At 34.0% G+C, this 17,245-nt stretch carries 10 protein-coding genes and 1 other RNA gene; 9 read left to right on the top strand and 2 right to left on the bottom strand.

The window, feature by feature from the left end:
* Positions 1-35 precede the first annotated feature (35 nt).
* The gene (locus AK212_RS04410) at positions 36-2,297 is read right to left on the bottom strand and encodes a transglycosylase domain-containing protein (protein WP_053029420.1); all 2,262 of its coding nucleotides are present in this window, start codon (positions 2,295-2,297) and stop codon (positions 36-38) included.
* Positions 2,294-2,920, bottom strand: a complete 627-nt coding sequence (gene recU / locus AK212_RS04405; RefSeq protein WP_053029419.1) for a Holliday junction resolvase RecU — start codon at positions 2,918-2,920, stop codon at positions 2,294-2,296. Before recU ends, AK212_RS04410 begins: the two co-directional genes overlap by 4 nt.
* A gap of 292 nt (positions 2,921-3,212) precedes the next feature.
* Here recU and AK212_RS04400 point away from each other — a divergent pair, with 292 nt between their 5' ends.
* The 9 genes from AK212_RS04400 to AK212_RS13805 all read left to right on the top strand — a co-directional run.
* Positions 3,213-3,551, top strand: coding sequence for a DUF1798 family protein (locus AK212_RS04400; RefSeq protein WP_053029418.1), 339 nt, complete (start codon positions 3,213-3,215; stop codon positions 3,549-3,551).
* Positions 3,552-3,561: 10 nt separating this feature from the next.
* Positions 3,562-4,125, top strand: a complete 564-nt coding sequence (locus AK212_RS04395; RefSeq protein ID WP_053029417.1) for an SLOG family protein — start codon at positions 3,562-3,564, stop codon at positions 4,123-4,125.
* A gap of 10 nt (positions 4,126-4,135) precedes the next feature.
* Entirely contained in the window at positions 4,136-4,474 is a 339-nt protein-coding gene (gene gpsB, locus AK212_RS04390) for a cell division regulator GpsB (protein WP_053029416.1), read from the top strand.
* Between the two features lie 131 nt (positions 4,475-4,605).
* An RNA gene (rnpB, locus tag AK212_RS12935) (RNase P RNA component class B) lies at positions 4,606-4,989 on the top strand.
* 120 nt (positions 4,990-5,109) lie between these two features.
* Positions 5,110-6,243 (top strand): THUMP domain-containing class I SAM-dependent RNA methyltransferase, encoded by a 1,134-nt coding sequence (locus AK212_RS04385; protein ID WP_053029415.1) that lies wholly within the window; start codon positions 5,110-5,112, stop codon positions 6,241-6,243.
* 164 nt (positions 6,244-6,407) lie between these two features.
* Positions 6,408-7,046 (top strand): SDR family oxidoreductase, encoded by a 639-nt coding sequence (locus AK212_RS04380; protein ID WP_053029414.1) that lies wholly within the window; start codon positions 6,408-6,410, stop codon positions 7,044-7,046.
* A gap of 192 nt (positions 7,047-7,238) precedes the next feature.
* Entirely contained in the window at positions 7,239-10,682 is a 3,444-nt protein-coding gene (locus tag AK212_RS04375) for a dynamin family protein (RefSeq protein WP_053029413.1), read from the top strand.
* Positions 10,683-10,698: 16 nt separating this feature from the next.
* Positions 10,699-11,577, top strand: coding sequence for a 5'-3' exonuclease (locus AK212_RS04370; RefSeq protein ID WP_053029412.1), 879 nt, complete (start codon positions 10,699-10,701; stop codon positions 11,575-11,577).
* Positions 11,578-12,198: 621 nt separating this feature from the next.
* The coding region (locus AK212_RS13805; protein WP_053029411.1) for a YSIRK-type signal peptide-containing protein at positions 12,199-17,245 on the top strand (5,047 nt) is incomplete at its 3' end.

Raw genomic sequence — 17,245 nt, 5'->3', positions numbered from 1 at the left:
AGTCTTTCATTTAAATATTTAACACTTCAAAAACACTATGAAGCTTTTTTAAAGTCGAAAATACTATTTAAATTAAAAATATTTGAAAGGGTACTTCCGAAACTATTTGAACTTTGTGTTGATGAATTGTTATTCGTATTTCCTGAATTAGTGTTACTACTATTGTTACTATTACTACTATTTGAACTGTTAGCGTTAGTTGATGTACTTGAGCCACTGCTTCCGTTTACTTCACGATTAGTCGTGTTGTTATCAGGATGACCACTAACTGATAAATTATCAGGACTAGAACCGTTAACTGAATCTGGTTTTTCAAAGTCACCATCATTACTAGAAGATATGTCTGACATCACATCTTCATATAAGAATTGTGGATATTCTTGTTCTGTGTGACCTAAGAATGAGTTAACGCCACCTTCTTTAATTTCACTGAAGCCCATCCAGATAGACATCGTATATTTAGGTGTAAAGCCATTAATCCAAACGTCTTTCGCAGCGTTATCAGGTAGGTTATATTGCTGGTTAATTTCCGTACCATAAGTACTTGTACCAGTTTTAGCACCCATTGTAACGCCTGAAACGCCGTGTCCATAAGCTGAACCATAGGCTTTAAATGTACCTGTGAGCATTTCAGCTAACATGTAAGCTGTGTAGTCTTCCATCGCTTTATGACTCGTATGATCAAACTCAATTGTATCATCGTCAGCTGTTACAACTTTCTGAATCGAATGCGCATTATTATAAGTACCACCATTAGCAATTGCTGCGAATGCAGATGCTAATTGAGTAGGTGAGAACTCAGAAGCGCCACCACCAAGTACTTCAGAAGGACCAATATCACTTTGATAATCTAATCCAACTTTGGATGCAAATTTCTTAACTGCATTGTCACCAGCTTGTGCATTCACTTGTTGCCAAGTTTTAAGTGCTGGGATATTGAAACTTTGTCTTAATGCATCATACGCAGTTACAGTTCCATGACCACTTCCATCATAGTTTTGGAATGTACCGCCATCAATTGAATAACTAGATTCATCTTGAATTGCATGATTTGTAGCCCATTGCATATTTTCGATTGCTGGACCATAAGATAAGAATGGTTTCAATGATGAACCAGTTAAGTGTGCATCTGTTGCAGCATTATTATCTACAACGTCTTTGAAGTTACGTCCTCCAGAGATTGCAACTAGACCACCCGTTTTACTATCAAGAATTGTTGAACCAACTCGTTGGTCATCATTTTTGTAGTAATTACCATTATCTATACGATTTTGTAATGTTTGTTGAACATCTTTATCCATATTAGTGTAAATTTTGATTCCACTTTGAAGAACATCAGCCAAGTTTTTATCCTTGAATTCTTTGTTGTTCATCAATTCAGATTTAACAAAGTTTACATATGAATCGTATTCTGAATCAGAATCATCTGTGCCAATTTGACGTTCCTTAGCTGTACGATCAACTAAATTAGCTTTTAAGTTAATTTTCTTAGCATCATTATATTCTTTATCAGAAATTCTATTATGATAATGCATTAAGTAAAGTACAGTGTTCTTACGATTTTCTGCCTGTTTAGGATTATCGTAAATGTTATAAAGGTTAGGCACCTGTGGTAAACCTGCTAAATATGCTTCTTCAGCAAGATTTAAATCTTTCAAATCTTTATCGAAGTAATATTTAGCTGCAGCTTTAACACCGTATACACCGTCTGAGTAATAAATTTTATTTAAGTACATTTCAAAAATTTCATCTTTACTGTACTCTTGCTCTAGACGATAAGATAGGTAAGCTTCTTGGGCTTTACGTCCGATAGATTTCTCTTCACTTAGAAATGCTCGCTTAACTACTTGTTGCGTTAAGGTAGATGCACCTTGTGAACCAAATCCACCAGTTAAGTTTTTACCAATAGCACCAAATAAACGTTTATAGTCAATTGCACCATGTTCATAGAATCGATTATCTTCAGTTGCTAGCACGGCATTTCTCATATTTTTAGGAACATCTTTTAATTCAACATGTTCTCGTCTTGCGCCATTATCTAATTTTTTAACCAAGTCACCATTTTTGTCGTAAATTTCTGCCGGTTTAGGATCTTGTAATTTAGATTCGGTAAATGCAGGTGCTTTCCATGCATAGTACGCAAATAATAAAATGCCTAGTAGAACTAAAACGATAAAGGCGATTAATAAAAAGCCAATAATCTTAATAATCGTTCTTTTCACATTCTTATTCTTTTTTGCTTTGGACTTCCCATTTTTACCATTTTTAGGTTGAGAAGATCCTTTATTTTCCGTCATACGCGGTCCTCACTTTCATCTAATATCAACTTATCAACTGCATTGAGGTAATTTAATCTTGGTTGATACTGATAAGGAATATAGTAACTATTTTTTCTTATTTCTTCAACTGTTATTGATTTTTTTATTTCATTTTTATATCTTTCCCAAAATTTTTGGAATTTGGAAAATGGCAATAGATATACTTCATCAAGTATTTTAAATCTTATAATTAAAAATACAATTCCTTTTTGAAGAAATGCTTTTTTCATATGTTCTACTTGATGATCATGAATGTTATTCAAAGGAAAAGAAGTTTTATTCTTAGTCTCCTTTGCTTCAAAATCAATATAATGACCATTATACACGCCATTATAATCCGTAGTTGAAGGTGTACGAAAGTAAGCTTCATTAATAACTGCTTTACTTCGTTTCGGATAATGAACATTAACGATTTGAACCGGTGTCGGCTTTTTATGTATAACCGCTTTGCCATGGTTTAAATAATAATCGTTAGAACGTTCAATATCTTTTTCAAGAGTCATACCACGGCCACCATATTCTATATTACTAGAATTCGATTTGCCATTTCTTCCGACCTTAGTCGTATTTCCCTTAAAAGGTTTGCCATTAGGGTAATTCATTAGATTCACCACACAAGTTTGAATACATTTAATAGTGGATATGTAACACTAATACCAACTAATCCTTAAGTGATTACGGATTGTAATTTCAAACTAGGATAGATAATAATGAAGCATAAACAAATAAGCACTTATACTCATAAGTGACTTCATTATTAATCTTCTTCATTTTAACGTTATTTATCTGGTAAAACAATATTTCAATGTATTTATCCTATTAATGAAGCTATCAATTAAATGACGGTCGGTTTAAATTATGATAAATTAAATTGGATATAAGGAGGGCGTCTTCATGGATACAAAAACAATAAATGACTTACTCAATGAACTAGAAACAATTGAAGAACGCTTTAATAACGTGAAAGTTTCACAAAATGATTATGATTTTTACAATGTGGTTTATCCATACACACAAATGATAGATGCTAAATTAGAAAGCCTAATCAAATTAAAATCACAGATTATTCAACTAAGTTATATGAACGCCAACAAATTTGATTTACTTATCAAGTCTTATAAAGAATTATCTGTCGACTGCCATTTTCATAGAACGAGTAAAAAGTTGTTCACTGAAAAGGTAAAAGCAGTCAATTACGATTTAAAATATATTTATCAAACTATTGAAGGGTGATGTCGCACAAATGAAAACTGTGTATGTTACAGGATATAAATCATTTGAGTTAAATATATTTAAAGATGATGCACATGAAGTCTATTATTTAAAAGCATTTCTCAAGCACAAATTAGTACAATATATTGATGAAGGCCTTGAATGGGTCCTCATACAAGGTCAACTTGGCATTGAATTATGGACTGCTGAGGTTGTTATCGATTTACGTTCTGATTATCCAGAATTGAAATTAGGCATTATAACACCGTTTTACGGACATACGTCGAAGTGGAATGAACAAAATCAAATGAAGTATAATAAGATTGCGCAAGAAGCTGATTTTATGGAAAGTGTTCATCATTCAGAATATGAGGGGCCGTATCAGTTCAAACAAACAGATCAATTTATGCTAGATCACTCTGATATGTCTTTACTTATATATGATGATGAGCAAGAAGGAAGCCCGAAATTCTTTAAAAGGATGTTAGTTGATTTTATAGATAAAACAAACTATACTTGTGATATTGTGGCATTTGATGAACTCACTGATTTTATTAATGACATGCAGTGGGAGCAAGATCAAAGTTTCGAATGAGGTGGAAAAAATGGCAGATGTTTCTTTAAAGCTTTCAGCAAAAGATATCTATGAAAAAGATTTCGAAAAAACTATGGCCCGTGGTTATCGTCGTGAGGAAGTAGATGCTTTCCTAGATGATATCATTACAGACTATCAAAAAATGGCTGATATGAATAATGAAGTTGTAAAATTGTCTGAAGAAAATAACAAACTAAAAAAAGAAGTTGAAGAATTAAGACTAAGAGTGGCAACATCAAGACCTTCTGACAATAAATCATTTTCTTCAAACAACGCTAATTCATCAAACAATAATGTTGATATTTTAAAACGAATTTCTAACTTAGAAAAAGCTGTATTTGGAAAGTAATGTAAGCGTCTTTAGATTTAATGAATGTAATAATAGATAACTATTGTGTAGCGTCATTTTCACTAAACAATAGTCAATCTACAAAAATATCTGTAATAGTATAGATAATTATGATATAATCGCAAAAGTGATATTTTGGGTAATCGCTATAGCAATATAGAGGAAAGTCCATGCTCACACAATCTGAGATGATTGTAGTGTTCGTGCTTGATGAAACAATAAATCAAGGCATTAATTTGACGGCAACGAAATAACCTAAGTCTAATGATACGGTTAAAGTAGTTTGAAAGTGCCACAGTGACGTAGCCTTCTTAGAAATAAGAAGGGTGGAACGCGGTAAACCCCTCGAGTGAGCAATCCAAATTTGGTAGGAGCACTTGTTTAGCGGAATTCAACGTATAAACGAGACGTCTTTATTCGAAATATAAAGATATGTAGACAGATGGTTACCACCGACGTACCAGTACAACTAGTGTACGATATGAGTACAACGGTACAGAACATGGCTTACAGAAATATCATGAACTAGTTTAGCTCTCCCATTGATTGGAGAGCTTTTATTTTTTTCTAATCATACATAAAATTTTAAATATTTGTTAACATATAAATGTAATTATAAAAAAGGAGATCACGTCATGTTCCAATTATTAGCAGTTTGTCCTATGGGATTAGAGGCTGTTGTTGCCAAAGAAATTCAAGAACTCGGATATGAAACACAAGTTGAAAATGGGCGCATCTTTTTCGAAGGTGATGCTAAAGCGATTGTAAAATGTAATTTATGGTTACGTACAGCTGATCGTATTAAAATCGTAGTGGGCCGCTTCAATGCCAAAACATTTGATGAACTTTTTGAGAAGACGAAATCATTACCTTGGGAAGACATTATTGATAAAGAAGGTCAATTTCCTGTTCAAGGTAGAAGTGTTAAATCTACACTTTATAGCGTGCCAGACTGCCAAGCAATCACAAAAAAAGCAATTGTGGAACGCTTAAAGAAAGCATACGATGAAAAAGGTTGGTTAAACGAAAGTGGTGCGAAATATCCTGTTGAAGTAGCTATTTTAAAAGATAACGTCTTACTAACCATTGATACATCAGGCTCTGGTTTGAATCGACGTGGCTACCGAATTGCTCAAGGGGAAGCACCTATTAAAGAAACATTAGCTGCAAGTTTAGTTCGATTAGCAAATTGGAAAGGAGATACACCTTTCATTGATCCATTCTGTGGTTCAGGTACCATTGCGATAGAAGCTTGTTTAATTGCGCAAAATATCGCACCTGGATTCAATCGTGATTTCGTTTCTGAAGAATGGAATATTATGCCACCTAATATATATGATGAAATGAGAGACGAAGCTGATCAGCAAGCAGATTATGATAAAGATATTCAAGTATTTGCATCCGATATAGATCCTGAAATGGTTGAAATTGCTAAACGTAATGCTGAAGAAGTCGGCTTAGCAGATATTATTCAATTTAGTGTGAAAGATGTTAATACATTAACGATTGATACGGATAGCCCTGTTGCTTTAGTTGGGAACCCTCCGTATGGCGAACGTATTGGGGATAGAGAAGAAGTTGAAGAAATGTATCGCTATATTGGTAAGTTGATGAATCAACATGCACATCTATCAACCTACATTCTTACTAGCAACAAAGAATTCGAATTCTTAGTTAATCGAAAAGCGACTAAGAGAAGAAAATTATTCAATGGTTATATTGAATGTACGTATTATCAATATTGGGGTAAAAAACCAACTACTATATAATTTTTATTAAATTTGTAAATTTTTCTTGATGTATCTAATAATATTTAATTAATTTAATCAATTCATTAGCGCTCTTATTATTACTGATGTAAAGTGATAGTAAGAGTGTTAAATTTAGATACAACTACATATATTTTAAACATCATAGTTAGGAGAGAAATCATATGCAAACAGTTTTAATTATTGGCGCAAACGGTAAGGTCTCTATCGAGGCTACTAAAATATTTTTAGAGGATTCAAATTTTAATGTTGATTTATTTTTAAGAAATGCACATCGAATTCCTGATTATGCATCAAATCGAGTGACAGTATATGAAGGCGATGCAAAAAATGCGGAAGATTTAGAACAAGCATTAGATAAAGTTGATGTTGTCTTTGCGAGCCTATCTGGTTCATTAGATGTTGAAGCACAAGCGATTGTAGATGCAATGTCTAAAAAAGATGTAAAACGTCTAATCTTTGTAGCTGCCCCTGGGATTTATGATGAATTACCACCTAAATTTAATGCATTTAATAAATCTCAATTTGGAGAAAAATTAACTAAATATCGTAAAGCAGCAGACATTATTGAAGCGTCAACACTAGATTATACAATTATACGTCCTGCTTGGCTTACATTTAAGAATGAAACAGATTACGAAGTTACTTCAAAAGACGCTCAATTTAAAGGAACAGAAGTTTCACGTCGAAGTGTTGCAAGTTTAGCTGTCCGCATTGCTAAAAACCCAGAACTGTACTCAAAAGAAAATATTGGTGTTAATAAACCAAACACTGGTGGGGATAAACCTGCTTGGTTTAATTAACAATTCTTTATATTTGTTTCAAACTAGTGTTGTGATAAAATTTAATAAATAGGTAGCTTGGCAGAATTGATATTGTAATGCCGTTCATTCTATTCTATAGAATACTACCACTTTTAAAATAGCCTGTTACATTTAGTATGTCTCAGGCTCTTACTTTTTTTATTAGAATGTTTGAAATAAAGGGGACTTAGCATGGCTAATAATGAACAACTGGATATTTTATATAAATTAAAAAAAGAAGTTGAAAAATCTAAAAACTCAACTTTAGTACATACCATTAATCAAGTCATTAAAAAAGTATATTTAAATCAATATACCGCTTCGTTTGTAGGGCACTTTTCAGCGGGTAAATCAACTTTAATCAACTTATTATTAGAACAAGATATTCTTCCAAGTTCACCAGTACCAACAACAAGTAATACTGCAATTGTATCTGTTTCAGATAAACAAGGTATTATAGCTAATTTAGAAAATCAACAATATTCTAAATTAAAAACTTATGATGAAGTTAAAAAAATGAACCGTTTAAATGTAGATGTAGAATCTGTTGAGATTAATTTTCCATCTACAAAATTTAAAAACGGCTTTACTTTGCAAGATACACCTGGCGTAGATTCAAACGTTGCTACACATCAATCCACTACTGAACAATTCATGTACACAAGTAATATTCTATTCTATACAGTAGATTATAATCATGTACAATCGGCGTTAAATTTTCAATTTATTAAACGAATGAATGATGTAGGCATTCCTGTCATCTTTATCATTAATCAAATTGATAAACATAATGAAGATGAAATTACATTTGAAACTTTTAAAGAGAGAGTCAATAAGTCAATTGAGGATTGGGAGATTAATCTAACAGATATCTTTTATGTATCTAAATTCGATCACCCTGAAAATGAACTATCACGCCTCTCTCAGTATTTAGTAGAGAAAGATAATAACAGAGAAGCTATTGAAGATTATGTCAATCGTACAGTGAAATTCATTACAGAAGCACAATTAGGATATATTCAAAATGAGCTACAAGATATATTGGAACAACTTAACATTAATGAAGATGAATTTGAACAAGCTTATGCCAAGTTTCAACAAAATCAAGCTGTTAGCGAAGAAGCTAGACTATTGAATAATCCTGATCAATTATTAAGCTTTTTAAAACAAAAGCGTAAAGATGTATTAGATAATGCATATATAATGACGCATGACATGCGTGAAGAAATTAGACAATACCTTGAAAGTATGAGCGATGATTTTAAAGTTGGAGGCTTCTTAAACAAAAAGAAGAAAAAGCAAGAAGAACAAGAAGCGCGCCTACAAAATGTTGTAACTAAATTACAAGATAAGATGAATCAACAAATTCGACAACCTCTAAGAGAGGATATGTCGTTCTTAACTCGCTTTATTAATAATTCCGAGGTGAATCATGACATTCTAAATCAGCATTATGATATTGATTCAAGTTTAATCTCAAATTTATATCAACCTCAAACGAGTATAAGTAATACGTATGTACTTACTTTCAGTGATGACGTGCTAAAAGCAATCAGAAATGATGTAGAAAAACAATCTAATCCATTGTTTGATAAAGCAATTAAGTATACACAAGCGCAAGATCTAACTGAGGAGACGACTGATGACTTACAAATCTATGAGCATTATCTAGAGTTACAAAATTTAAAATCATCTCTAACTACTAAGAATTATTTACATTATTATATCCATATGGAAGATTCTTTAGATAAATTAATAGGTAGAACTGAGGCAAATTATGTTCTCGAGGATACCGAACAGGTTATCACAAACGATGAGGACGCATCTAATCATCATTCGAATGTTAATCACATTAATGAAGTTAATATTCAAGCAGCATTGGATATTATTAATCCTGTACCTTTATTTGAAAGAACGAAAAAAGATATTAAAGATACATTAGAGCGATTAGACAATAAGTTAGTTAAAATTGGTGTGTTCGGCACATTCAGCGCAGGTAAAAGTAGTTTAATTAACGCTTTATTAGGTGGACAATATTTAGTAAGTTCACCAAATCCAACTACAGCAGCGACGACTGAATTATCATATGGAGAGAATAGTCAGATTACACTTAAAACTGAAGAACAATTATTAAACGAACTTAATCAACTAATTGAATATCACGATGTTTCTTTTGAAACACTTGACTCATTTATCCATTCTGATATTCAACGTTTAAAGCGTAAATTAGAAAAGAACCAACTTGCCTTTGTAAGCGCAGTTCAAAAACATTATTCGATGTATAAAGATATGTTAGCAGAAGGTACCAAACATGTGATTTCTCGAGAAGAAATTAAGAAATGGAGTGCCGAAGATGAATTCGCTACATTTGTTAAGACTGTCCATATCAATTTACCGATAGAATGGCTTAAAGGTAAAATCATTGTTGATTCTCTAGGTCTACATTCTAATAATCAACGACATACAAATGAAACTGAACAAATTTTAACTTCATCTGACTTAATTTTATATGTGAGTTATTTTAATCATTCCTTTACTGATAACGATAAGCATTTTATTGAACATATGAAAGAAATGAATCAACTTAATGAAAATCAAGCGTTTAAAATGGTCATCAATGCGGTAGACTTAGCAGAAAGCTCTGATGATTTAAACGCTGTGAAACATTATGTTAAAGATGCACTCACTCAAGTCAACCTAAAATCGGATATCTTTGGCGTTTCAAGTAGACAAGCACTGAAACAAAGCGATGAAGGCATTGATCAATTGCGACAAAGTATTGATCAATTTGTAGAAATAGATTCAAATCGTATATTAGAACAACAAATGGTTAAGCAGCTTGAACAAATCAATCTTTCTTTTGAAGAAATGATTCATGACTATCAAACAAACCAATCTCATATTGAGCAACGTCAACAGCAATTAAAGCACTATCAAAATAAGCAAAGATTATCAAATCAATTGTTAATGACTACGGAACAACATACTAATAATGAGGTTGAAGATCAGATTTATCATTTAAATGGAAGATTAAAGTTACAATTATTAGATGATGTTAAACGTGTTTATAATAGTCAAATGACTCAAAATAGTGATTTTAATGATGAAAAGAAAATTTCTTCTAAAACATTTTTAGACCAAATTCACCAACGCCTGTATTTGGAACAAAGTCTATTAGTTGAGCGTATAAAAAAATATTATAATCATCAACTTAGCGATCAAGTCGCACCAATACTACAAAAATTAAACCAATTGCATGTGTTTATTAATCCTGAGTTTAATGTCACGCCTGAATTTACTGAGAAAGCATTTTTACGTATAGATTTAAATGATATGCTTGCTGCATTACCTAAACAATTAACTAAACGAAGAATTCTTAATCCTAATACTCAAAGAGCATTGCAAGAACAAATTAGTATAAGCACACTTGAATTATTACAAAATCAAATGAGTGAATTCAGACAAGCATTAATTCAATTTGTTGCCTCAATGAATGAGGAGGCAGAAGATAAATTTGCGCAACTTGAAGGTGCGATTCAAAGCCAAATTGATGAATTAGTATCATTTAATTTGGACAATACTTTAATTGAACAATTACAAACAGCGCATCAAAAATTAAATGCACTATTAAAATAGAAAGAAGGCACAATCTATGGAAAATCGTGTCCTATTAGTGGATGGAATGGCTTTACTTTTTAGACATTTCTATGCAACTAGTTTACACAAACAATTTATGTATAATTCAAAAGGGGTACCAACCAATGGTATCCAAGGATTTGTCAGACATATTTTTACAGCAATTAATGAGATTAAACCTAGCCATGTTGCAGTTTGCTGGGATATGGGACAATCAACATTTAGAAATGAGATGTATAGCGCTTATAAGCAAAACCGTCCAGAGCCTCCAGAAGAACTCATACCTCAATTTGATTATGTCAAAGACATTTCAGATCAATTTGGTTTCATTAATGTAGGTATGACAAATTATGAAGCTGATGATGTTATAGGTACGCTTGCAAAATCTTTTTCAAAAAATAATGAAGTTCACATCATCACTGGAGACAAAGACATCTTACAATGCATCAATGAAAAAGTAGAAGTATGGCTCATTAAAAAAGGATTTAACATATATAATCGCTATACCTTAACACGTTTCAATGATGAATATCAGCTAAATCCGCAACAACTGATTGATATTAAAGCATTTATGGGTGATAGTGCAGACGGATATCCCGGTGTAAAAGGGATAGGCGAGAAAACAGCTCTCAAATTAATTCAAACCTATGGAAGTGTCGAAAATGTGCTTTCTAATATTGATAAATTAACACCTGCACAACGCAAGAAAATTGAAAGTGATAAAGATAACTTAACTTTATCCAAACGCCTAGCCGAAATATATACTGAAGTACCACTTAATAGTATAGAAATATATAAAGATATGGCTTACGCACATTCAATTAATCACATACTTTCAATTTGTAATGAACATGAACTATATGTATCAGGTAAATATATTTCATCGAAGTTATAACGGACGCAATGAGTCTGGAACATATATAAAATAATGATGTATTTTGGAAATTTGCAGTAGCTGACTGAACTGAGAAGGCGCTTAAATCGAGCTTTTCTCAGTTCTAGGCATCCTTGCGGGCGGGGGGCCCAACAAAGAGAATTTCACTAAGAAATTCTACTAGCAAAGCAAGTTGGGCGTCGGGGTCCCAGCAAAGCGTATTTTACTAAGACATTTTATAAACAAAGCAAGATAGGAGTGGATGACGAATTTAAAAAGAATTCTGTCCCACTCTTTATTTTTTATTAATTTTAAATGCCACTCAATTCATAAATTAATTTATTTTATTGATAAAAATTCTAATTCACAGTGAATTGAATTAGTGCTACAATTAAAGAGAACAACAATTGAATTGTTCATTTCATAATGATAATTGAAATTTAATACCCGAGAGGAGTTGTAAAACTTTTGTCGAGTAATTTTTTTGTGTTAAAGTGACACTTAAAATTTTGACAATAATAACGGTAACTTAATTATCAACCTTTTTGATATTGAGCTATGTGTTATCGGAATTACTTTTCAATCATGCTCATAACATCAACATCAAGAATATACAACATAGAATAGGAGAGACGCGCATCAATGAATCATCGAGATAAATTGCAGAAATTCAGTATCCGAAAGTATGCAGTGGGAACATTCTCAACTTTAATTGCCACGCTCGTATTTCTAGGGACGCATACGGATCAAGCGCATGCAAGTGAGAATGCTAATGCTACCGTAGAAAAAGCTAAGACAAATACTGATACACAAGCAACCCGAGACATAAATAGTTCTCAAAATGATGCAATAACAATTCAAAATGATCAAACTTCTGATCAAGCTGCAGAAATCAATAAGCAGTCAAAACAAGATGACAAGATAACGACAGAAAAAAATACTTTAGAAACTCAAACAAGCAAAAAAGAAATTACTAATTCGACATCTTCACCAATTAAAGAAAAGATAGAGGAATCTCCGACAGTCGGTAAAGATGAAAAAAATAAAGAGCTGGAGAAAAAATCTTCATTAAACGTTGAGAAAGAATCATCGAATCAAAGTAAACAATCAGTTGAATACTCTAACTCAAAATCATCTAAACAATTAGCAGACAATCCGGACATGCTTAAAGCATCTAAGGTGGATAACGTACAGAAGAGTGATAGTAAAAACGTATCTAAATTGACTAACCTGACAAATGAAATTCAAAGTAAATTGCCAGAAGTTGAAAGTTTAGAACCTTCAAATCCTCATATTGAAGAAGCTAAAAAGTTAATAGTTGAAAGTCATCATATTATTCAATCTAGCGATGTATCACAACAATCACTTTTAGATTTAGCTAAGAGATTAGAGCGAACTCGCAATTCATTAGCCAATGTGATTACTCGATCACATTCAGGTAAACGTGACCCAAGAAATGGTCAACAAATCGATAAAGGAACGAACTTTAGATTCACTACATTGAATAGCCGTTGGAATGCTGGAAGAAACGTTATTGTATATCAACGAAACTATGCTTCTTTACCTGATGGTAGAGCGCTTGGTACTGGTCAACAAAGAAACGGTGTGGAAAGTATTACTTCTAGAAAGACCGTAATGCGTGCTTATTATAAAAATGAAGGTAATTCAAAATACTTAGTTTATGATGTATTCTTCAATAATGACGGCGTTAACTTTATATCACCTGGGTCACAACAACGTTTAGGGATGGCCTTACTATTACCATATAAAGTAATGAAATTGAACTCAGATGGTTCATTTGCGAGCGATTCAGTTAGAAATCTATCTTACGCAGCTTATGAAAAAAGAAGTGGTAGAAATAGTCTATTAAGTGAATCACCTAGCGATTTTATTATCGATCCAGATAATAGTACACAAATGATTGATATGTTAAGAAGTAATCAACGCGATTTTGGTCATACAACATTTTATCTTAGTTTCGGTGTTCGTCCAGGCAGAAGCTTTAATAGTGATGCAAACGAATATTTCCATTCAAATAGAAATAATCCTGACTTGAGAAGAGCAGTTGAAGATCAACGAGGCATTTACAGTGGATGGAACTATGGTATTGGTATTCAAGTAGATCCTAACCATCCAGAAGGCGCAAATCGTGCGTATCATATGCATCTTGAAGTTAAATTAAGAGATAATGTTACAAATGCCGAACTAGAAAATGCTTGGTCATATGCTAATACAGCTGCTATGGGTGGTGTAAGTAAATCTGCTTATACAGTTTTATCAGGTCGTATATTACCTGAAGATAGTGCACTGCCATCTATCGAGAACCAACCACCAGTGAAACCAACAATTAACTCTGATTTAGTAGGTAAAGCAACAACGACAACAGTTATTGATGTATCTACTGATCCGAATACTAAAGTAGAAATTTTCGATAAAAACGGTAATAAAATTGGTACAGGTACGACAGGTTCTAATGGACATGCTTACATTACGCCAACTAGTCCTATACCTGAAGGTAATGTCACTGCAAAAGCATATAATCACAGTGATGAATCAAAAGTTTCAACATCTGATCCTAAATTTGCAACTGACACAACACCACCTACAACACCTGTAATTAACACACGACTAGTTTACAAAGCTGGTACATTAACACCGATTGATGTTTCTACTGATCCAAATACGCATGTTGCATTAATAGATAAAAATGGCCGTATTTTTGGTGCTGGTACAACAGATAGTAGTGGTCACGTAGTAATTACTCCAGATCGTGTTATCCCAGAAGGTAATGTTACTGCGAAAGCAACTGATAATGCTTTACATCCAAATAGTTCGGTTTCAATACCTGTTCAAGCGACAACGCTTATTCCTGTAATGAAACCAGTAATTAATACAAATGTTGCGGGTAAAGCTTTCTCTACACCAGTTATCGACATTACATCTACTCCAAATACGCGAGTTGAACTATTAGATAAAAATAATAATGTCATTGGACGTGGTATTACAGGCTCTAACGGACATGTTAATATTACCCCTGATCATTATCTTTTCGAGGGTAATATCACTGCGAAAGCATATGATCAAACTGATGAAACTAATAATGCAACATCTGATCCTAGACATGTTACCGATACAACACCACCTAGAAAACCAGTAATTAATACAAATTTAGTTAATAAAGTAGGTACAAGAACGCCTATTGATGTTTCTACGGATGTATTGACTAGAGTAGAGATCTTTGATGAAAATGGTAAAAGTTATGGTGTAGTTCTTACTGGAATGGACGGTCACGGTATAATTACGCCAAGAGAGCCACTACCTTTAGGAAAAATCTATGCACGTGCTACAGATGGTGCAGAAACACCAAACTCAATCGATTCTGATCATGTACCAGTAACAGATACCATTCCACCAACTGTTCCAACTGTAGATACAGATTTAACAGGAAAAGCAACAACCTTAACGCCAATTACCGTTACAACGGATCCGAATACGAGAGTTGATTTAATCGACAAAAATGGGCGTGTTATAGGTACTGGTACAACTGACGGAAATGGGCATGTAATTATCACTCCTACAACTCCTATTGTAGAGGGTAATGTCATTGCGAAAGCTTATGACCCAGCTAACAATGTTTCAACGTCTGCACCTAGAAAAGCGACGGATACGACGCCACCAACTAAACCTAGAGTTACTTCACCTTTAGGTGGAAAAGCAGGTACGACTGACCCTGTTACAGTTACAACAGATCCGAATACGAATGTTCAATTATTAGATAAAAATGGGCAAATCATAGGAACTGGAACTACGGATAGTTCAGGTCGTGTCAATATTACACCGACAAGACCTATTCCAGAAGGTAATGTTACAGCTAAAGCAATTGATAATGCGGAACATCCTAATAGCTCTACATCTGATCCAGTCAAAGCAACCGATACGACGCCACCGACTAAACCTAGGGTCACTACACCTTTAGGTGGAAAGGCGACTACTTTAACACCGGTTGAAGTAACTACGGATCCAAATACAAACGTACAACTTTTAGACAAAGATGGTAATGTCATTGGTTCAGGTACGACTGGTGCTAATGGACGTGTTACAATCACACCAACTCGTCCTATTCCGGAAGGTAATGTCACTGCCAAGGCTATAGATAATGCAGAACATCCAAATAGTTCTACGTCTGATCCAGTCAAAGCGACGGATACGACGCCACCAACTAAACCTAGAGTTACTACACCTTTAGGTGGAAAGGCGACTACTTTAACACCGGTTGAAGTAATTACGGATCCAAATACAAACGTACAACTTTTAGACAAAGATGGTAATGTCATTGGAACTGGAACTACGGCAGCGAATGGTCATGTTACAATCACACCAACTCGTCCTATTCCGGAAGGTAATGTCACTGCCAAGGCAACAGATAATGCAGAACATCCGAATAGTTCTATGTCTGATCCAGTCAAAGCAACCGATACGACGCCACCAACTAAACCTAGAGTTACTACACCTTTAGGTGGAAAGGCGACTACTTTAACACCGGTTGAAGTAATTACGGATCCAAATACAAACGTACAACTTTTAGACAAAGATGGTAATGTCATTGGTTCGGGTACGACTGGTACTAATGGACGTGTTACAATCACACCAACTCGTCCTATTCCAGAAGGGAATGTTACTGCCAAGGCTATTGATAATGCGGAACATCCGAATAGTTCTATGTCTGATCCAGTCAAAGCAACCGATACTACGCCACCTAGGGAACCAGTTGTTACGAATGATTTAACTGGTAAAGCAACGACTAAAACGCCAATTACAGTAACGACAGACCCGAATACACGTGTTGAGTTACTTGATAAAGATAATCATGTAATTGGTTCGGGTACGACAGATAGTAATGGTCGAGTTACAATTACACCAACAGTGCCTATCCCTGAAGGTAATGTACGTGCTAAAGCGACTGATAATGCAGAACATCCGAACAGTTCACTTTCTCAACCAAAGAAAGCGACTGATACAACGCCTCCAGGTAGTCCAATCGTTAATACTGATTTAACTGGTAAGGCGACTACTCGAACACCTGTTGATGTGTCTTCTGATCCAAATACTCGTATTGAGTTATTAGATAAAGATAATCACGTAATTGGAACAGGGACTACTGGTGCTAATGGTCATGTCATCATTACGCCAACTCAACCTATACCGGAAGGTAATGTAACTGCGAAAGCTTACGATAATGCGGAACATCCAAATGTCTCAACTTCTGCACCTAAGAAAGCAACAGATACTACACCTCCGACGGAACCAGTTGTGACAAATGATTTAACTGGTAAAGCAACGACTAAAACACCAATTACAGTAACGACAGACCCGAATACACGTGTTGAGTTACTTGATAAAGATAACAACGTGATTGGTTCGGGTACGACAGATAGTACTGGTCGAGTTACAATTACACCAACGGTGCCTATCCCTGAAGGTAATGTACGTGCTAAAGCGACTGATAATGCAGAACATCCAAATAGTTCTATGTCACAACCGAAAAAAGCGACTGACACCACACCTCCAGGTAGCCCAATCGTTAATACTGACTTAACTGGTAAGGCGACTACTCGAACACCTGTTGATGTGTCTTCTGATCCGAATACTCGTATTGAGTTATTAGATAAAGATAATCACGTAATTGGAA

The sequence above is a fragment of the Staphylococcus borealis genome (genome assembly GCF_001224225.1).
Lineage (GTDB): Bacteria > Bacillota > Bacilli > Staphylococcales > Staphylococcaceae > Staphylococcus > Staphylococcus borealis.
The sequence above is the reverse complement of the archived record's forward strand: the minus strand, read 5'-3'. Positions and strand labels throughout refer to the sequence as shown.